The sequence below is a fragment of the Klenkia sp. AC732 genome, from assembly GCF_979256525.1.
Map to the genome: position 1 here is coordinate 94985 of NZ_CEEDOS010000004.1, position 17488 is coordinate 112472.

17 protein-coding genes and 1 tRNA gene are annotated in these 17488 nt (G+C 74.9%); 8 read left to right on the forward strand and 10 right to left on the reverse strand.

Annotation, left to right across the window (positions count from 1 at the left end; genetic code table 11):
- The first annotated feature begins 121 nt into the window (after positions 1–121).
- Positions 122–211, forward strand: a tRNA-Ser gene (locus tag AC0IVP_RS03065).
- A 45-nt stretch (positions 212–256) separates the two neighbouring features.
- Here the strand turns inward: AC0IVP_RS03065 and AC0IVP_RS03070 are convergent.
- The 3 genes from AC0IVP_RS03070 to AC0IVP_RS03080 are packed head-to-tail and all read right to left on the reverse strand — an operon-like array spanning position 257 to position 3149.
- Entirely contained in the window at positions 257–889 is a 633-nt protein-coding gene (locus tag AC0IVP_RS03070) for a hypothetical protein (protein WP_471754454.1), read from the reverse strand.
- Positions 890–903: 14 nt separating this feature from the next.
- Entirely contained in the window at positions 904–1122 is a 219-nt protein-coding gene (locus AC0IVP_RS03075) for a hypothetical protein (protein WP_157519328.1), read from the reverse strand.
- 23 nt (positions 1123–1145) lie between these two features.
- Positions 1146–3149: a helicase-related protein gene (locus AC0IVP_RS03080; RefSeq protein WP_471754456.1), complete on the reverse strand. Its 2004-nt coding sequence runs from the start codon at positions 3147–3149 to the stop codon at positions 1146–1148.
- A gap of 223 nt (positions 3150–3372) precedes the next feature.
- On the opposite strand from AC0IVP_RS03080, the gene AC0IVP_RS03085 reads away from it, so the two are divergent.
- Entirely contained in the window at positions 3373–4410 is a 1038-nt protein-coding gene (locus AC0IVP_RS03085; protein ID WP_056294558.1) for a GGDEF domain-containing protein, read from the forward strand.
- Positions 4407–5456: a GGDEF domain-containing protein gene (locus AC0IVP_RS03090; protein WP_471754458.1), complete on the forward strand. Its 1050-nt coding sequence runs from the start codon at positions 4407–4409 to the stop codon at positions 5454–5456. Before AC0IVP_RS03085 ends, AC0IVP_RS03090 begins: the two co-directional genes overlap by 4 nt.
- On the opposite strand, the gene AC0IVP_RS03095 is transcribed toward AC0IVP_RS03090, so the two are convergent.
- The 6 genes from AC0IVP_RS03095 to AC0IVP_RS03120 form a co-directional block, all read right to left on the reverse strand.
- Positions 5421–6572: an NAD(P)/FAD-dependent oxidoreductase gene (locus AC0IVP_RS03095; protein ID WP_471754460.1), complete on the reverse strand. Its 1152-nt coding sequence runs from the start codon at positions 6570–6572 to the stop codon at positions 5421–5423. The two genes, AC0IVP_RS03090 and AC0IVP_RS03095, sit on opposite strands and share 36 nt — an antisense overlap.
- Before the next feature lie 17 nt (positions 6573–6589).
- Positions 6590–7162: an LOG family protein gene (locus AC0IVP_RS03100; RefSeq protein ID WP_056294552.1), complete on the reverse strand. Its 573-nt coding sequence runs from the start codon at positions 7160–7162 to the stop codon at positions 6590–6592.
- 142 nt (positions 7163–7304) lie between these two features.
- On the reverse strand, positions 7305–7772 hold the full coding sequence (locus AC0IVP_RS03105) for a MaoC family dehydratase (RefSeq protein WP_056294546.1): 468 nt from the start codon (positions 7770–7772) through the stop codon (positions 7305–7307).
- Entirely contained in the window at positions 7769–9310 is a 1542-nt protein-coding gene (locus tag AC0IVP_RS03110) for an acyl-CoA synthetase (protein WP_471754462.1), read from the reverse strand. Before AC0IVP_RS03110 ends, AC0IVP_RS03105 begins: the two co-directional genes overlap by 4 nt.
- Complete coding sequence (locus tag AC0IVP_RS03115) at positions 9307–10170, reverse strand: amidohydrolase family protein (RefSeq protein ID WP_471754542.1); 864 nt, start codon at positions 10168–10170, stop codon at positions 9307–9309. Before AC0IVP_RS03115 ends, AC0IVP_RS03110 begins: the two co-directional genes overlap by 4 nt.
- A 13-nt stretch (positions 10171–10183) precedes the next feature.
- The gene (locus AC0IVP_RS03120) at positions 10184–11089 is read right to left on the reverse strand and encodes an SDR family NAD(P)-dependent oxidoreductase (RefSeq protein ID WP_471754464.1); all 906 of its coding nucleotides are present in this window, start codon (positions 11087–11089) and stop codon (positions 10184–10186) included.
- Positions 11090–11168: 79 nt separating this feature from the next.
- Here AC0IVP_RS03120 and AC0IVP_RS03125 point away from each other — a divergent pair, with 79 nt between their 5' ends.
- Complete coding sequence (locus tag AC0IVP_RS03125) at positions 11169–11603, forward strand: MarR family winged helix-turn-helix transcriptional regulator (protein WP_471754466.1); 435 nt, start codon at positions 11169–11171, stop codon at positions 11601–11603.
- A gap of 7 nt (positions 11604–11610) precedes the next feature.
- Here AC0IVP_RS03125 and AC0IVP_RS03130 read toward each other — a convergent pair whose 3' ends face one another.
- Positions 11611–12480: a PaaX family transcriptional regulator gene (locus AC0IVP_RS03130; protein ID WP_471754468.1), complete on the reverse strand. Its 870-nt coding sequence runs from the start codon at positions 12478–12480 to the stop codon at positions 11611–11613.
- A 162-nt stretch (positions 12481–12642) separates the two neighbouring features.
- Between AC0IVP_RS03130 and AC0IVP_RS03135 the strand changes: the two genes are divergently transcribed.
- The 4 genes from AC0IVP_RS03135 to AC0IVP_RS03150 are packed head-to-tail and all read left to right on the forward strand — an operon-like array spanning position 12643 to position 17486.
- A complete protein-coding gene (locus tag AC0IVP_RS03135) occupies positions 12643–14205 on the forward strand; it encodes an ATP-binding cassette domain-containing protein (RefSeq protein WP_471754470.1) in 1563 nt (520 codons plus the stop codon).
- Complete coding sequence (locus AC0IVP_RS03140) at positions 14202–15095, forward strand: branched-chain amino acid ABC transporter permease (protein WP_056294529.1); 894 nt, start codon at positions 14202–14204, stop codon at positions 15093–15095. The genes AC0IVP_RS03135 and AC0IVP_RS03140 overlap by 4 nt, the downstream gene beginning before the upstream one ends.
- On the forward strand, positions 15088–16227 hold the full coding sequence (locus AC0IVP_RS03145; protein ID WP_471754472.1) for a branched-chain amino acid ABC transporter permease: 1140 nt from the start codon (positions 15088–15090) through the stop codon (positions 16225–16227). The genes AC0IVP_RS03140 and AC0IVP_RS03145 overlap by 8 nt, the downstream gene beginning before the upstream one ends.
- A complete protein-coding gene (locus AC0IVP_RS03150; RefSeq protein WP_471754474.1) occupies positions 16224–17486 on the forward strand; it encodes an ABC transporter substrate-binding protein in 1263 nt (420 codons plus the stop codon). Before AC0IVP_RS03145 ends, AC0IVP_RS03150 begins: the two co-directional genes overlap by 4 nt.
- Positions 17487–17488: the final 2 nt, after the last annotated feature.

A 17488-nucleotide genomic window follows, 5' to 3' on the forward strand; every position in this document is an offset into this window, starting at 1 on the left:
CACCACGACACCGTGCCCACATCGCCGGACGGTGACCAGCGGCTGACGCGTCAGCGCCGACCCGGCGACGATCACGGGCCCCCGGGCCGGCCGCGGCCGCGGGATAGGGTCGTCGGCGCCGGGAGGGCTCGCCTAGTGGCCGATGGCGGCGGTCTTGAAAACCGCTAGGGGTGAAAGCTCCTCGAGGGTTCGAATCCCTCGCCCTCCGCCACTGACGACACGGCCCGGTCGCCGGGCTCGTGGCCGGGCCGAGGGCTCAGCCCAGGGACCAGTACGAGGCTTCGCCCGAGGTGATCGTGGGCTGGTACGTCACCTTGACCTTGGAGGTGCCCACCGCGTCGGCGGGGGAGGCGTCCAGGCACTCCTGCCACGTCACGGGCTGCCCGGGTGCGGGGACGGCCACCGCGGGCTCCCGCAGCTCCGAGGTGCCGTCGCACCCGGAGACGCCGGGGAGGGTCTCACGCTGCGGACCGACGAGGTCGACGAGGAACGAACCGGCCACGACCGGGAGGGAGCTGGCCTCGACGCCCTCGGTGACGCTGACGGACAGGGTGACCAACACCAACCGGCCGTTGGCCGATGCGACCCCGGGGACCAGGGCCGCGACCTCGGCCGCAGCGTCGAGGTCCACCGCGTCGACCGTCACGGTGAACCCGCCGTCGAAGGGGACGGCCTGACCGACGGGGTACCCGTCGACCCGGGGGTCGGTCGCCACGGGTGCTGCCGGGACGGAGATCCGGGGGCTGATCGGCGCGGCCGCCGACGTCGACGCCGCCGTGGACGTCGACGTGGCCGGGGTGGCGGCGTCGGACGTGGACGAGGCGGTGGCGCACCCCGCGAGGACGAGCAGCGTCGCCGCCGCCATCGGGGCCAGGGTCAGCAGACGCATGCCCACAGCATGACTCAGGGCGCTGGGCGCAGGTCCTCCACCTTGATGACGCGGCTCGCCGGGTAGGCGCTGACCACGGTCTGGCCGTTGGTCGTCGTCTGCACGTGGGTGAAACCGTCGCGCAGGACCACCTGCCGGTCGGCGAGGACCGCGATCTGGTTGCCCGACCCCACCGGGGCCAGGTAGACGGTGCCCAGCAGGACAGGACCGAGGCCGAGGTCGGTGAGGTTCACGTCCAGCATTCTCCCCGCCCCGGTCAGCGTGCCCCGGTCGGTCCGCCCCCCGAGCGCCCACGGCGCCGGTGCTTGGGCCGGTCCGAGGGCGGCGGCCCGCCGTCGGAGCCGCGGCCGCGGTCGGCGCGGTCGTGCGCCTTGGGGTCCTGTCGGCCACCGGCGCCGACGTCGGACTTGCGGGGCTTGCGCCCCCCGGTCGCCCCACCAGCGGACGACGCGGCGGAGGCGCCGGTGCGACCACGTCCGCCGCCGCCACCGGAACGTCCCCGGGCCGGCGCGTCGGACCGGGACGGCTCGCGCGGGGGACGACGGTCCCCGGTGGCCGGCCGGCCGGCCGGCCGGGTGCCGCAGTCGCGGCAGGTGGTGAACCAGGGCGCGATGCCGGCGCCGCACTGGGTGCAGCGGGCGGCGGTGGACAGCGTGATGGCCTCGGGCAGCAGCTCGGTGATCCGGGCCGCGCACTTCTCCTCGACCCGGGCGGCGTCGTCGCTGGTCAGCCCGGCGACGCCGGGGAACGAGCGCAGCAGCGTCTGGGCCTCGCGGGCCTGCGCGGCGGCCTGCTCGAACTCCTGCACGGCGCCGCCGCTGGGCAGCGCGGGCAGCACCAGGTCGCGGCTGACCTGCAGCCCGGCCTCGTGCTGCAGCGCGGCACGCGCGAGGGCCAGCCAGCGCACCCGGCGCGGCGGGTCGTGGTCGATGGCCAGGTTGATCAGCCGCCAGACCGTCCACAGGTCGGTCGCCAGCGGGCCGCGCAGCATCGGCAGCAGCGCCTGCACCCGGATGATCAACCCGGTGACGTCGTCCGGCGTCATCGCCTCGGTCTTGGTGGCCGTGCGGGCCCACAGCGACCAGCGGGTCAGCGCCTCGGGCAGGTCGACGGCCTCGAAGGCGCCCAGGTCCTCGAGCTCGGGGCGCAGCCGGGGCTTGCGGTTGGGCAGGTCGCTCATCACGTCGCCGCGGGCCACGGCGGCACCGGCGACGACGAGGGCGGGCACCGGTCGCAGGCCCTGCACCCCGCCGAGGACGCCGACCTGGCCGTGCCCGGTGAGCCCGTAACGACCGGCGCGGCCGGCGATCTGGGCGGCCTCCCAGGTGCGGAGGGGACGCAGTTCGGTGCCGTCGTACTTGGTGGTCTCGGCGAAGAGCACCGTCGTCGCCGGCACGTTGATGCCGTGCCCGATGACGTCGGTGGTGACCAGCACCTCGAGCTCGCCGCGGGTGAAGCGGTCGATGACGTCGCGCCGGGTGGCCGGGGGCAGCGCGCCGTAGAGGACGCCGACCTTGCCCGGGCGGTGCGGGTCCAGCTGCGCGGCGACGGCGTAGACGGTCTTGCGGGAGAACGCGACGACGAGGGTCTGCTCGCGGACCTGGGCGGGCTTCACCGGCGCGTGCAGCACGTCCAGGCGGGACAGCCGCTTGTGGTTGACCACAACGACCTGCTCGGCGTCGGCGACCAGCGGGCGCAGCAGCAGCAGCGCCTCGGCGGCGGAGATCAGGTGCATCTCGCGGTACTCGCCGGTCAGCAGCAGCCGGGCCCAGTGGTGGCCGCGGTCGGGGTCGGCGACCCAGTGCGACTCGTCGAGGACCAGCAGGTCACCGCGGGAGGGTGCCTTCTCCACGGTGCAGCAGACGATCGGCGCGTGCGGGTCGATCTCCTCCTCACCGGTGGACAGACCGACCGTGCCGGCGGGGAGCTGGGCCGAGAGCTTGGCGTAGGCCTCGTGGGCGAGCTGGCGCAGCGGTGCCGCGTAGACGCCGGAGCCGGCGGCCGCGAGGGCCTGCAGCGACTCGTAGGTCTTGCCCGAGTTGGTCGGGCCCAGGTGGAACACGACGTGCTCGGGCCGGGTGGTGCGGACCGGCAGCGCGGGCTCGGCGCCGTCGACCCAGGTCTGCTGGGCCCGTCGCTCGTCGCGGGCCTGGGTCTTCTCGGCGGCCTTCTCCGCGGAGCGGGCCGCGGCCTTGGTGGCGGTGCGCTGCGCGGGGGTGCGCACCCGGCGGCGGGACGCGGGGGAGGGAGGAGGTGTCACGGTGTCCTTCGGGTGTGCAGGCCCTCCGGTGGGCGGGGCCTCGGGTGTGCGGAGCATCGGGTTCGGGGGGTCGGCGCAGGACTGCGCTCGGGACCTCGCCCGGCACAACCGCGGCGACCGCGGATCTGTGCCCAGGTCCACGGTCCCACACCGGGTACCCCCGCGGGGTGAGGACGCCGGACGGCGCCCTCAGCTGGGCGTCCGTGGTGCCGATGACCCGGTCGTGCTGCTGCCTGCCTCCCTGCGTGCCCGCGAACCCGCGGCGGCTGCGCGTGCCTCCGTGCTGGTGGTCGTGGCGGCCGCCGTCGTCACCGCGTGGTCGGCCTTCCTGGACCCCAGCAACGCCGGTCTGGTGAGCCAGGTCGGGTGCTGGAGCGTGGTCGCGGTGCTGCTGGCGTCGGCCCTGACCTGCCGGACCGGGGACCCCGTCCGACTCGACGCCCACGGGGTGCTGCTGCTGGTCCCGACCGCCGGCGCCCTCGCGGTGAACGCGCTGAACCTGCTCACCCGGGACACCTCGGCCGCGGCCCAGGTCTTCCTCGTCCTGCCCGTCCTGCTCGCCGCCACCCAGCTGCGCGCCCGGGGCGCCGTGCTGGTCACGGCCGTGGCGATCGGCGGGAACGCCGTCGTCGTCGCACTGCTGCAGCCGGTCGTGGACGGCCTCGGCGACATCGTCTTCGTCGGCGCCGCGATGGCGACGGTGACCGCGGTGCTGGTGCAGGCCGAGGACCGCAAGGAACGGCTGATGGCCGCCCTGGAGGCGCAGGCCTCGGTCGACACGCTCACCGGCCTGGTCACCCGCCGGGTCTTCGACGACGCCCTGAGCCACGCCCTGGCCACCCGCGCCGACGGCGCGGCCCTGGTGCTGGTCGACGTCGACGGCTTCAAGCAGGTCAACGACGGCCACGGCCACCTCGCCGGGGACGACGCCCTGGTGCACCTGGCGGCCGTGCTGCGCGCCAGCATCCGGACCACCGACAGCGTGCTGGGCCGCATCGGCGGCGACGAGCTGGCCGTGGTGCTGCCCGGCTGCACCGTGGAGACCGCGGTGGAGCGGGCCGAGGAACTGGTCCGGGCGGTGCGGGCCGCGCCGCTGACCCTGGTGGACGGGACCATGCTGGCGTTGAGCGTGAGCGTCGGGGTGGCCCAGGCCGCCGCGGCGGGGACCGGGCTGCGCGAGCTGTACGCGGCGGCCGACGCCGCCCTCTACGAGGCCAAGCGCGGCGGCCGGGACCAGGTCTCGGCCGGGGCCCGGCTGTGAGCAGCGGCCTGCCCGCGGGTCTGCGCGCCCGCCAGCCGGCGGGCGCCGCCCGGGTGTCGGCCGGACTGGTCGCCTTCAGCGGCCTGGTGCTGGTGCCGTGGGCGCTCGTCGCCCCGCCGCAGCTGGCCCCCGGCCCGATGACGGCCTTCGTCGTCCTCGGCCTGGGCATGGTCGCGGCAGCGGTCGGCATCCTCCGGGCGGACCCCGACCGGCTGGACCGCGCCGGCGTGCTGCTCCTGGTGCCGACGCTGGGCGCGGTCGCCAACGGCGTCTCCAACCTGGCGACGGCGGACTCCTCCGCGGCCGCCCAGGTCTTCCTGGTCGTGCCGGTGCTGCTGGGGGCCACCCAGCTGCGCGGGCCCGGCGCACTGCTCACCACCGGACTCGGGGTGCTCTCCAGCGGCACCGCCACCGTGCTGGTCGACCCCTCGGCGCAGGGCGTCACGGACGCCGTCGTCGTGGGTGCCGCCATGGTCGCCGTCACCGTCGCGCTGGTGTGGTCGGCGGACCGGCGCGAGCGGGCCTTCGAGGCACTGCACGTCCAGGCCACCGCCGACGGGCTCACCGGCCTGCTCCGGCGCCGGGCCGTGGACACCGCGCTGGGCTCGGCCCTGGCGCAGGGCCAGGTCGCGGTGCTGATGGTCGACGTCGACGGCTTCAAGCAGGTCAACGACGAGCACGGGCACCTGGTCGGGGACGACGCCCTGGTGCACCTGGCCGACGTCGTCCGCACCCAGGTCCGGCGCACCGACTGCGTGGTCGGCCGCCTCGGCGGGGACGAGCTGGTCATGGTGCTGCCCGGGTGCGCACCGGACCGGCTGGCCGAGCGGGCCGCGGACCTGGTGGCCGCCGTCCGCCGCTCTCCGCTGCTGCTGCCCGACGGCCGGCTGCTGCCGCTCACCGTCAGCGTGGGCGGCGCGCACGCACCCTCCGACGCCCTGGACCTGAAGGGCCTCTACCGCGCTGCGGACGACGCGCTCTACGCCGCCAAGCGGGCCGGTCGCGACCGGTCAGAGACCGCCGCCGGCACGCGCCTGCCCGCCTGAGACGGCACCCGGGTCGCCCAGCCGCCGTCCCGCGCCCAGCAGGGTGCGCCCGGTCAGCCGGCCGTCGGCCAGCCCCAGCGCGACGACGTCGTCGAACACCCGCTGGTCTCCGTGGGCGGCGGCGAACACCGCGTCCATCACCCGCGGCCACCGGCTGACCCACGACGCGAGGGTCGAGTGCCGCAGGTGGGTGCCCAGCCGTCCCTGCAGGGCCGTGCGGAACACCCGGCCGGCGTCGGCTCCGTGGGCCGCGGCGGCGCCGGCGAACGCCCCGGACAGCACCGCGTAGAAGATGCCCTCACCGGTCATCGGGTTGATCAGCGACTGTGCGTCCCCGGCCAGCAGCACCCGCCCGTCCGGGAGTCGGGGCCGGCCGGTGGACAGCGGCAGCCGGTGCGCCCGCAGCCCGGTCGGCTCGACGCCGGGCAGCAGCCGGTGCAGGCCCTCCAACAGCCCGGCCCGGGTCGCCCCGCCGCTGACCAGCTCCCCGTATCCCACGTTGGCCCGGCCGTCGCCGATCGGGAAGGACCAGGCGTAGGCCGGCCAGCGCTGCTCGGTGGTGGTGATGACCTGCACGCCCGGGTCGCCGGCCGGGGCGTACCCGCGCAGGGCGATGGCCAGCCGGTCCGGGCGGTTCGGGGCGATGCCCAGCGCCCGCCGGACGACGGACTCCGCGCCGTCCGCGCCGACCAGCACCCCGGCGGTGAGCACGCCGTCGACGTCCACGCCGTCCGGGCCGGGGGTGACCCGGCGGACGGTGTGCCGGCGGAACTGCGCCCCGGCGGCCAGCGCGGCGTCGAGCACCCGGCCGTCCAGCACCGCCCGGGGGACGACGACCGCCGGACGGTGCATCGTGCGCTCCACCGTCCGCCCGGACGGCGAGGTCAGCCGCAGCCGGGGGACCGCCGGGTACCCGGCGGTGACCGCGTCGACGTCGACGCCGAGGGCGGCCAGCACGTCCAGGGCCTCGGGGGCGACGCCGTCACCGCAGACCTTGTCCCGTGGGAACCCCGACCGGTCCAGGACCAGCACCGACGCCCCGTGCCGGCGGGCGGCCAGGGCGGCGGCCGCCCCGGCGGGACCGCCGCCGACCACGACGACGTCGAAGGACTCCACGTCCCGACGGTAGGTGGTCAGCCCTGGGCCGGCTTGGCCCACTTGCGCTGCGGGTGCTGGTAGCCGGCGACGAACTCCAGCAGGGCGTCGGCGCTGTGCACCACGCCCAGGGCGTCCAGGCGGCGGCCGTCCAGGTAGCCGTCGTCGACCATCCGGCGCAGCTGGGTGACCAGTGGCTGCCAGAAGTCGTCGACGTCCAGCAGCAGGGTGGGCTTGGCGTGCAGGCCGAGCATGCCCCAGGTCCAGGCCTCGAAGAGCTCCTCGAGGGTGCCGGCGGCGCCGGGCAGGGCGACGAAGGCGTCGGCGAGGTCGGCCATCGCGGCCTTGCGCTCGTGCATGGTGCCGACCACCCGCAGGTCGGTCAGCCCGGTGTGGGCGAGCTCGTCGTCGACCAGGTGCTGCGGGATGACCCCGACGACCTCGCCGCCGGCGGCCAGCGCCGCGTCGGCGACCACGCCCATCAGCCCGGCGCGCCCGCCGCCGTAGACGATCCCGACGCCGGCCCGGGCCAGGGACTCGGCGAACGTGGCCGCGGCGTGCTGGTGGGACGGCGGGCCGGACTGGGACCCGGTGAAGACGGCGATGCGCATGCCGCCATGGTGACGTGCTGGAACGGCCTGGCTGCAGGGCCCCACGCCGCGCGGAGCGCGACCAGGGCCCCACGCCGCGCGGAGCGCGACCAAGGCCCCACGCCGCGCGGTGCGCGACGTGGGGGGGCAGCCAGGCCGTTCCTCAGGAGGCGGGGGCGCCGTACGCGCGGGTGACCCACTCGGCGATGCAGACCGGCTTGTCGCCGCCCTCGCGCTCGATGACGACCGAGATCGTGTTCTGCACCCCGCCGGCGACCTCCTCGACGGACTTCAGCGTGGTCGTCGCCCGCACCCGCGAGCCGACCGGGACCGGCGCGGGGAAGCGGACCTTGTTGAGCCCGTAGTTCACGCCCATCACCGCGTCGCTGATCGTGTACGTCGCGGTGGCCAGCGGGACGGCCAGCGAGAGGGTCATGAACCCGTGGGCGATCGGCCCGCCGAAGGGGCTCTCGGCCTTGGCCCGCTCGACGTCGACGTGGATCCACTGGTGGTCACCGGTGGCGTCGGCGAAGGTGTTGACCGCCTCCTGGGTGATCTCGTACCAGTCGCTGGTGCCCAGCTCGGTGCCCTGGAGGCCGGCGATCTCGGCGATCGTCGTGGTGGTGGTCATGCGTCACTCCTCGGTGAGTACGTGGATCTCAGGTCGGGCTTGCGGATCTTGCCGGTGGCGGTCTTGGGCAGCTCGGTCACGAACCGCACCTGCTTGGGCACCTTGAACCCGGCCAGCTTCTCCCGCAGCGCGGCGCGCAGCGCCTCGGGGTCCTGCACCGCCCCGGGGGTGGGGACGACGACGGCCAGGCCGACCTCGCCCCAGCGCGGGTCCGGCACGCCGATGACGGCGACCTCGGACACCTCGGGCAGCTCCAGCATCGTGGACTCCACCTCGGCCGGGTACACGTTCTCCCCGCCGGAGATGATCATGTCCTTGTACCGGTCGCGGATGTAGAGGTAGCCGTCCGCGTCGGTGGAGCCGGCGTCGCCGGAGTGGTACCAGCCGTCGACCAGCACGGCGGCGGTCGCCTCGGGGGCGTCCCAGTAGCCCTGCATCAGGTTGGGGCCGCTCAGCAGCACCTCGCCGACCTCGCCGGGGTCGCACTCCGTGCCGTCGGGCCGCACCACCTTCAGGTCGACGAAGAACTGCTGCTTGCCGGCCGAACCGACCTTGGCGACGGCGTCGGCGCTGTCCAGCACCGTGCCGGCCGGGGCGGACTCGGTCATGCCGTAGGCCTGCTGCACGGTCACTCCGCGGTCCAGCCAGGTGCGCAGCAGCGGCAGGGGCAGGGGCGCGCCGGCGGCGGCCACGGTGCGCAGCGCGGTGAGGTCCAGCGTGCCGAAGCCCGGCTGCTTGCTCATCGCGTCGAGCATCGTGGCGACGGCGAAGAACGAGGTCACCCGCTGCTCGGCGACCACCTGCAGGGTGGCGGCCGGGTCGAACCCGCGGACCAGGACGACGCACCCACCGCGCAGCAGGGTCGGGTTGACCGAGCCGTTGAGCCCGCCGATGTGGAACAGCGGGGCCAGCCCGAGCGTGCGCTCGTCGCCGGTGAAGTCGAACCCGAGCACCTGGTTGAGGCAGGCCCAGGTCATGTTGCCGTGGGTGAGGGTCGCGCCCTTGGGCTTCCCGGTGGTGCCCGAGGTGTACATGACCAGGCAGACGTCGTCGTGCGTGACGGCCTCGTCCCGGCGCACCGGCTCGGCCGCCGCGACCAGTGCCGGCCAGTCCAGGGAGGCGGCGCCACCCTCGAGCGGCGCCTCGGCGGCGGCCCAGTGCGCGACGCCGGGCAGCTGCTCGGCCAGGACGTCGGCCGTCGTCCCGTGCTCGCGGCCGTGGACGACGACCGAGGCACCGGAGTGCTCCAGGACGTACCGGGCCTCCGGGGGCGAGAGCCGGGCGTTCACCGGCACCCACACCGCGCCGAGCTGGCCGCAGGCGTAGAGCAGGTGCAGCGCGGTGGGGTGGTTGGCGCCCAGCCAGGCGACCCGGTCACCCCGGCGGACGCCGAGGTCGTGCAGGGCCCCCGCGGTGCGCCGGACCTGCAGGGCGAGGTCGCGGTAGGTCGACGTCGTCCCCTCGAACCACAGCGCCGGCTTCTCCGGGGAGATCGCCAGCCGGCGCTCGGGCCAGGACCCGAGGCCCTGGTCCCTCACCGGAGCCCCAGGGCCCGGATCGCGTTCTCCTTGAAGATCAGCGGCTTGACCTCGGGCTTGATGTCCAGGGTCTCGAAGTCGGCCATCCAGCGCTCCGGCCGCAGCAGCGGGTAGTCCGACCCGAAGAGCACCTTGCGCTTGAGCAGGCCGTTGGCGGCCTTGACCAGCTGCGGCGGGAAGTACTTCGGCGACCAGCCCGACAGGTCGATGTAGACGTTGGCCTTGTGCGTGGCGATGGAGATCGCGCTGTCCTGCCAGGGCACCGAGGGGTGCGCCATGATGATCGTGAGGCCCGGGAAGTCGGCGGCGACGTCGTCGAGCAGCATCGGGTCGGAGTAGCGCAGCTTGATCCCGCGCCCGCCCGGCAGGCCCGCGCCGATCCCGGTCTGCCCGGTGTGGAACAGCGCCGGGACGCCGAGGCTCTGCAGCTCCTCGTAGAGCGGGTAGACCGCCCGGTCGTTGGGCTCGAAGGCCTGGATCGAGGGGTGGAACTTGAACCCGCGGACGTCGTGCTGCTCCACGAGCTTGCGGGCCAGCGCGATGCCCTTGGCCCCGCGGGCCGGGTCGACCGAGCCGAACGGGATGAGGACGTCGGGGTGCTGCGCCGCGAGGTCGGCGATCTCCTCGTTGCTCAGCGCCGGGTGCCCGGTGGCGTGCTCGATGTCCACGGTGAACACGACCGCGGCCATGTTCTTGGCCCGGTAGTCGGCGGCGATGTCGGGGACGGTGGGGTCGTAGGGGTCGCCCTTGAAGTACTTCGACGCCGCCTCGTTGAGCTCGTCGTCCAGGGCCAGGTGGCCGTGGGTGTCGGCGTGCACGTGGGTGTGCACGTCGATGGCGACCAGGGCGTCGAGGTCCAGCTGCAGGGCCATCTCAGGACTCCGGCTCGAACTGCTGGCCGACGGTCTGCTTCGAGGCCTCGAACGCCGGGCCCCACACGTCGGCGATCGCCTCGGCCGACCAGCCGGTGCCGTCGGCGAACTCCACGACGGTCTCCACCGGGTGGGTCCACAGCGCCAGCCGGTCGCCGCCGATCCCGATGGCCTGCCCGGTGATCCCGGCCGCCTCGTCGGAGGCCAGGAAGGCGATGAGCCCGGCGACGTCCTGCGCCGAGCCGAAGCCCAGCTGCTTGCGGGCGTAGGGCGGCAGCGGGTCGCCGTTCTTCAGCGCGGTCACGTAGGGCTCCAGGAAGGGCACCGTCTCGGTCATCGCGGTGGCCGCGACCGGGACGACGGCGTTCACGGTGATCTGCGCCCGGGCCAGCTCCATCGCCCAGGTGCGCACCATGCCGACGATGCCGGCCTTGGCGGCGGCGTAGTTGGTCTGGCCGAAGTTGCCGACCTGGCCGGTGGGGGAGCCGATGCAGATGATGCGGCCGCCCTCGCCCTGCTCGCGCAGCTTCACCGCTGCAGCCCGGGTGCAGGTGAAGGTGCCGCGCAGGTGCGTGGTGACGACGGCGTCGAACTGCTCGTCGGTCATCTTCCACAGCGTGGTGTCGCGCAGGATGCCGGCGTTGTTGACCAGCACGTCCAGCCGGCCGAACTCGGTCACGGCGCGGTCGACCAGGGCCTGCGCGGCCTCGCTGGAGCCGACCGGCACGACCTCGGCGACGGCGCTGCCCCCGGCGGCGGTGATCGAGTCCACGGCGGCCTGCGCGACGTCGCCGTCGACGTCGTTGACGACGACGGCCGCCCCGCGGCGGGCGAGCTCCTGGGCGTAGGCGAGGCCGAGGCCCCGGCCGGATCCGGTGACGACGGCGACCTTGCCGGTCAGCTCCACGGGTTCTCCTCATCGAGTGGTGGGTGGTCCGCGGACCGTAGGGCGGTATCGTGGAGGTTGTCAACGATGGAGGTGCGCCATGGGTCAGCCGCTGGCCGACGACCTGGGTTTCCTGCTGTCCCGCGCCAGCGGGCTCGTCGTCCGGGCCACGAACACCGCCCTGGCCGAGCACGGGCTGCGGGTCCGCCAGTACTCGGTGCTGGTGCTGGCCTGCGAGTCCGACGACGGCTCGACCCAGCGGGAGCTGGCCGCGGCGCTGGGCCTGGACCCCTCCCAGGTCGTGCTGCTGGTCGACGAGCTGGAGACCGGCGGGCTGGTCGAGCGCCGTCCGGACCCGGCCGACCGGCGCACCCGGCTGGTGGTCGCCACGGCCGCGGGCCGGCGGGTCCGGGAGGCCGCGGGTGCTGCGGCGGACGCGGCGGTGGAGACCCCGCTGGCCCTGCTCGGGGAGGCCGAGCGGGAGCGGCTGCGGGACATGCTGACGCGGATCTGGAGCGCGGCGGCCCCGGGCTGAGGGGGGTTCAGACCGTCCGGCCGGCCGCGCGCAGCGCGCGGTGCAGTGCAGCGGTGGCGGCGGGCTCGAGGGCGTCGAAGACCCGCCGGTAGGTCGCGGTGCTGGCCGCGGCCGGCCAGTCCTCGCCCAGCACCGACCCCGGCAGGCCCGGGTCGGTGCGCAGCAGCGCCAGCCAGTCCGCACCCAGCAGGGTGAGCTGGGCCAGCGACCCCGAGACCCGCGGCGGACGGCCCCAGGTCTCGACGAACGCGGTGTGCGCGGCCCGCACGGCCGGCACGTCCCAGGCCCGGTGCACCAGCGCCCCCACGTCGGTGCCCGGCAGCACCCGGGCGGCGAAGGCGTCGGCCAGCCCGGCGGCCTCGGCCAGGTCCGAGCGGCCCAGCACCGCGGCGACGTCGACGGTGCCCGGGGCGATCCACAGGCCGTCGCGCAGCCCGCCGAACCCGGCCCAGGTCAGCCGGGACCGCACCCGGTGTCGCAGGTCCCGGCGGCTCTCGGGCACCGAGTAGCTCAACAGCGTCCACTCGCCCTCGGGGTGGCTGAACGGCGAGGCCGACGCCACCCGGGCCTCGGCCTCGCGCAGCACGTCCTGGGCCAGCGGGGTCAGCGCGTACTCCGCGGTCCGGCCCACCTGGGTGCGGCCGAGCAGGCCGCGCTGGGTCATCCGCTTGAGCGTGGCGCGGCCGGCGGCCTCGGCCACCCCGAGGTCGGCGAGCAGGTCCAGCAGCGTCGAGGAGGGCAGTGGCGGCAGGCCGGTGTCCAGCACGACCGCGCCCAGGATCGACAGCAGCAGCGACTGCGGCCGGTGCCCGACGGCCGGGCCGGGGGTCACCGAGGCCTCGAAGGCGTCGTCCACCGCGTGCAGTGCCCCGCCCATGTCGACCTCCCGGTGTTGTGCCGATCCCAGCACAGTCGTCCCGGGTGTCGGCAAAGCTAGACACTTGCTTGACGTACGTCGACTGGTTCTCTAACTTCTGCGTGACCTGGACCACGGCACCGTTGCCGTCCGTGGTCCGCCCGGCCGACCTGGAGGACGTCGATGTCCCCGCCCCTGCTCACCGTCGAGCACCTCGACGTCGTCTACGACGGCACCATCACCGCGCTGTCGGACGTCTCGCTGACCGTGGGCGAGGGTCAGGTCGTCGCGGTGCTGGGCTCCAACGGGGCGGGGAAGACCTCGCTGCTGCGGGCGGTGTCCCGCGCCCTGGACTCCTACGGCGGCAGCGTCACCGGCGGCACCGTGCGGTTCGCCGGGGAGGACCTCGCCGGGCTGGACACCGCCGCCGTCGTCCGCCGTGGGCTCGTCCAGGTCCCCGAGGGACGCCGGGTCTTCCGCGACCTGACCGTGGCGGAGAACCTGCGCGCCGGCGGCTACACCGTCCGCGACGCCGCAGCCCGCGCCGAGGCCCGGGACCGGGTGTTCGACCTCTTCCCGATCCTCGCCGAGCGCCGCGACCAGCCCGGCGGCCTGCTCTCCGGCGGCCAGCAGCAGATGCTGGCCATGGGCCGGGCGCTGATGGTGTCCCCGCGCCTGCTGCTGCTCGACGAGCCCAGCCTGGGGCTGGCCCCGCTGCTGGTCGACCAGATCGGCGAGATCGTCACCGAGATCAACCGGCAGGGCACCGCCGTGCTGCTCATCGAGCAGAACGCGGTGATGGGCCTGCGGGTCGCCGACGCCGCCTCCGTGCTGGAGATCGGCCGGGTGACCGCGTCGGGCCCGGCCGCCGAGCTGGCCGCCAGCGACGAGGTGCAGGAGCGGTACCTGGGCGTCGCCGTCCCGGTCGTGGCCACCGAGGTGGTCGAGAGCGAGCCGGCGATCCCGACCGCCGAGCCCCCGCAGCGGCTGCGGGTCGAGGGCCTGACCGTGCGCTTCGGTGGGATCACCGCGCTGTCGGAGGTGTCCTTCACCGTCGAGCCCGGCACCGTGCACGCCCTCATCGGCCCCAACGGCGCCGGCAAGTCCACCCTGGTCAACGTCCTGGGCGGGGCCTACCGGGCCACCGAGGGGGCGGTGCACTACGGGGACGCCGAGCTGACGGCGCTGCCCGCGCACCGGGTCGCGGGCCTCGGGGTCGCCCGCACCTTCCAGAACATCTCCCTCGCCCTCGAGGACACCGTCGAGGACAACCTGCTGGTCGGCCGGCACCGGCTGATGCGTGCCGGGGTGCTGTCCGGGGCGTTCCGCTCCCCGCGGGCCCGCCGGGAGGAGCGCGAGCACCGGGAGACCGTCGCCGGCATCGCCGAGCTGCTGGGCATCGGCGCGCTGCTGCGCACCCCGGTGCACACGCTGGCCTACGGCGACCGCAAGCGGGTCGAGATGGGCCGCGCGCTGGCCGCACGGCCCTCGCTGCTGCTGCTCGACGAGCCGGTCGCCGGGATGACCCACGGGGAGAGCCAGGAGATGGCCGAGACCATCCGCCAGGTCCGCCGGGACCTGGGCCTGTCGATCGTGCTGGTCGAGCACGACATGCCCTTCGTCATGGGGCTGGCCGAGCAGGTCACCGTCCTGGACTTCGGCAAGAAGATCGCCGAGGGGACCCCGGCCGCCGTGCAACGCGACCCCGAGGTGCTGCGGGCCTACCTGGGAGCGGCTGCGGCATGAGCTACCTCCTCGAGCAGGTGCTCAACGGCCTGTCCTACGGCCTGGTGCTCAGCCTCATCGCCGCCGGGTTCGCCATCGTCTTCACCTCCACCGGGGTGCTGAACTTCGCGCACGGCTCCGTGGTGCTGCTGGGCGCCTACCTGGTCGCCGTGCTGCACCCGACGATCGGCTTCTGGCCCGCGGTGCTCGTCGGGATGGCCGGCTCCGCGGTCACCGGGGTGCTGATCAACGCCGTCCTGGTGCGCAACCTGGCCGACCGCAAGCCCGACACCGCGGCGATCCTCATGCTGGGCGTCGACATCGTGCTGCTCACCGAGCTCACCCGGCGGATCGGCAACCAGGTGCTCACCCTGGGCGCGCCGTGGGGCGCCTCGGTGGTCCGGTTCGGCGACGTCTCGCTGCCCACCGGGCGGGTGCTGGCCGCCGGCGTCACGGTCGTGGCCTTCGCCGGGCTCTGGTACCTGTTCAGCCGCACCGACCTGGGCGTGGGCATGCGCGCCGCGGCCGCCGACGGGCCGACCGCCTCGCTGATGGGCATCCGGCTCTCCCGGACGGCGGCCACCGGCTGGGCGCTGGCCGGTGTGCTGGCCGCCGTCGCCGGGGTCTTCCTGACCTCCTTCCCGGCACCCGGGGTCGCCCCCACCGTCGCGCTCAGCGCCTTCGCGGCCATCCCGGCCTGGGTGCTCGGCGGCTTCGACTCGGTGCCCGGCGCCGTCGTCGGCGGCCTGGTCATCGGCCTGACCAGCGCACTGGTCACCGGCTACGAGGCCGAGCTGGAGCCCTTCCTGGGCACCGGCTTCGGCGAGGTCGCGCCCTACGTCGTCATGATCGTCGTCCTGCTCGTGCGGCCCTCGGGCCTGCTGGGCAGCAAGGAGGCCGTCCGTGTCTGAGCTCCCGCGTAAGGCCGGCGGGGCGGTGCTGGTGCTCGTCGCCCTCGCGCTCCCGCTGGTGCTCAGCGACTTCTGGCTGCAGACCGGGCTGTTCGTGATGGCCGCGGCCATCGGCGCCGTCGGGCTGACCCTGCTGGTCGGCGTGGCCGGGCAGCTGTCCCTGGGGCACGCGGCGTTCGCCGCGATCGGCGCCTACGTCTACGCCTACACCACCGGGGAGACGACGACGTCGGTCACCGGACTCGGGCTGCCGCCGGTGCTCGGCCTGGTGCTGGCCGTCGGCGTCGCCGCGCTGGTGGGGGCCGCGTTCTCCCCGGTCGCCGGCCGGCTGCGGGGCATCTACCTGGGCCTGGCCACGCTGGGGCTGGTCTTCGTCGTCCGGCACCTGCTGGTCAACCTCTCGGACTGGACCGGCGGGTTCACGGGCCGGTCGGTCGAGTCCTTCGCGCTCGGCGGGTTCAGCTTCAGCAACCGCGACCCCGACTACCTGGCCGTCGCCGGCGTCGAGTTCGAGGGCCTGCACCGGCTCTGGTACCTGTTCCTGGTCCTCGCCGTGGCCGCCTGGTGGCTGGCGTCGAACCTGCGGGCCGGGCGCACCGGCCGGGCCTGGGCCAACGTCCGGGACTCCGAGACCGCCGCGGCCGCGATGGGCGTCGGCGTGGCCCAGGTCAAGGCCTCGGCGTTCGTCGTGTCCTCGGGCTACGCCGGCCTCGCCGGGGCGATGCTCGCGCTGGCCTACGGCCGGGTCGCCCCCGACGTCTTCGGGCTCACCGCGTCGGTCGACTTCCTGGTGATGATCGTGCTCGGCGGGCTGGGCTCGGTCACCGGCGCCGTCGTCGGCGCGCTCTTCGTCACCGCGCTGCCGCTGGTGCTGGCCCAGTACAGCTCCGCGCTGCCCTTCCTGGCCGCCCCCGGCTCCGGCGGCCTGGACCCCTCGACCGCCTCCCGGATCGTCTACGGGCTGGCGATCATCGCCGTCCTGGTGTTCCTCCGCGGCGGCCTGGCCGGCGCCGCCCGCCGGCTGCGGCAGCGCACCTCCACCCCTGCCGCACCCCCCGCACCCCGCACCCCCGATGACGGCGACCGCCCGGTCGCCGTCACCACCCCCCGGTCGAAGGAGACCACCCGATGAAGCACCTGCCCCGCGCCTCCGCGCTGTCCGCCGCGGCGGTCACGCTCCTGGCCCTGGCCGCCTGCAGCACCACGGCGCCGTCCGCCGAGGGCGGCGGCGGGTCCGACGACGTCGCCACCGGCAACGGGGTGACCGACTCGGAGATCACCATCGGGATGCTCACCGACCTCTCCGGGCCCTTCGCCGCCGGTGCCGCGGTGCAGGTGACCGAGACCCAGGCCTACTGGGACCAGGTCAACGCCGACGGCGGGGTGTGTGGCCGCGACGTCACCGTGGACGTGCAGGACCACGGCTACGACCCGCAGCGCGCGGTGACCCTCTACCGCTCGATGGCCCCCGACGTCATCGCGCTGCAGCAGGTGCTCGGCGGCCCGACCAGCTCCGCGGTGCTGCCGCTGGCCGAGCAGGACGACGTCTACGTCGGCGGCGTCGGCTGGGCCGGCTCCGCGCTGGCCTACCCGAACAACCAGCTGCCCGGTGCCTCCAACGCCGTCCAGGCCGCGAACGCCGTGGACTACATGATCGACGAGCTGGGCGTCGCCGAGGGCTCGAGCATCGGCGTCGTCTACTTCGCCGGCGACTACGGCGGGGACTCCCTGGCCGGTGCCGAGCACGCCGCCGAGGAGCGCGGCGTGGAGATCGTGGCCCAGGAGATCACCTCGCAGACCACCGACCTGTCCGCGCAGGCCTCCGCGCTGGCCCAGGCCGACGTCGCCGGTGTCGTCCTCGCCGCCGCGCCCACCCAGTTCGCCTCGCTGGCCGGCGTGCTGTCCTCGCAGGGCGCCGACGTCCCGATCATCGGGATGAACCCGACGTTCAACCCCTCGCTGCTGACCACCCCGGCCGCCGACGCGCTGCTGGCCAACGCCTACTCGATCACCAGCATCTCGCCCTACGCCAACACCGAGGCCCCCGGCGTCCAGGCCGCCAACGACCTGTACGCCGAGGCCGACCCGGACGGCGCCGTGGGCTGGGAGGTCCCGCTGGCCTACGTGCAGGCCGAGCTGCTCAAGCAGGCGCTGGACGGTGCCTGCGAGTCCGGCGACCTGACCCCCGAGGGCGTCGTCGCGGCGCTGGGCGAGAGCTCCTCGGTCGACACCGAGGGCCTGCTGCCCGACGGTCTGGACTACTCGAACGCCGGCCAGTCGCCGACGACGACGGTGTTCATCTCCAAGGTCAGCGCGGACGCCGACGCCGGCCTGGAGCTGCTCGACCAGGTCAGCGGCCCCAGCGCCGAGTCCTTCTCCTACGGCGGCTGAGC

Coding starts and splice junctions, on each gene's coding strand:
- AC0IVP_RS03070 (WP_471754454.1), bottom strand. CDS start 889: ATGCGTCTGCTGACCCTGGCCCCGATGGCGGCGGCGACGCTGCTCGTC.
- AC0IVP_RS03100 (WP_056294552.1), bottom strand. CDS start 7,162: ATGCGCATCGCCGTCTTCACCGGGTCCCAGTCCGGCCCGCCGTCCCAC.
- AC0IVP_RS03105 (WP_056294546.1), bottom strand. CDS start 7,772: ATGACCACCACCACGACGATCGCCGAGATCGCCGGCCTCCAGGGCACC.
- AC0IVP_RS03125 (WP_471754466.1), top strand. CDS start 11,169: ATGGGTCAGCCGCTGGCCGACGACCTGGGTTTCCTGCTGTCCCGCGCC.
- AC0IVP_RS03130 (WP_471754468.1), bottom strand. CDS start 12,480: ATGGGCGGGGCACTGCACGCGGTGGACGACGCCTTCGAGGCCTCGGTG.
- AC0IVP_RS03135 (WP_471754470.1), top strand. CDS start 12,643: ATGTCCCCGCCCCTGCTCACCGTCGAGCACCTCGACGTCGTCTACGAC.
- AC0IVP_RS03140 (WP_056294529.1), top strand. CDS start 14,202: ATGAGCTACCTCCTCGAGCAGGTGCTCAACGGCCTGTCCTACGGCCTG.
- AC0IVP_RS03150 (WP_471754474.1), top strand. CDS start 16,224: ATGAAGCACCTGCCCCGCGCCTCCGCGCTGTCCGCCGCGGCGGTCACG.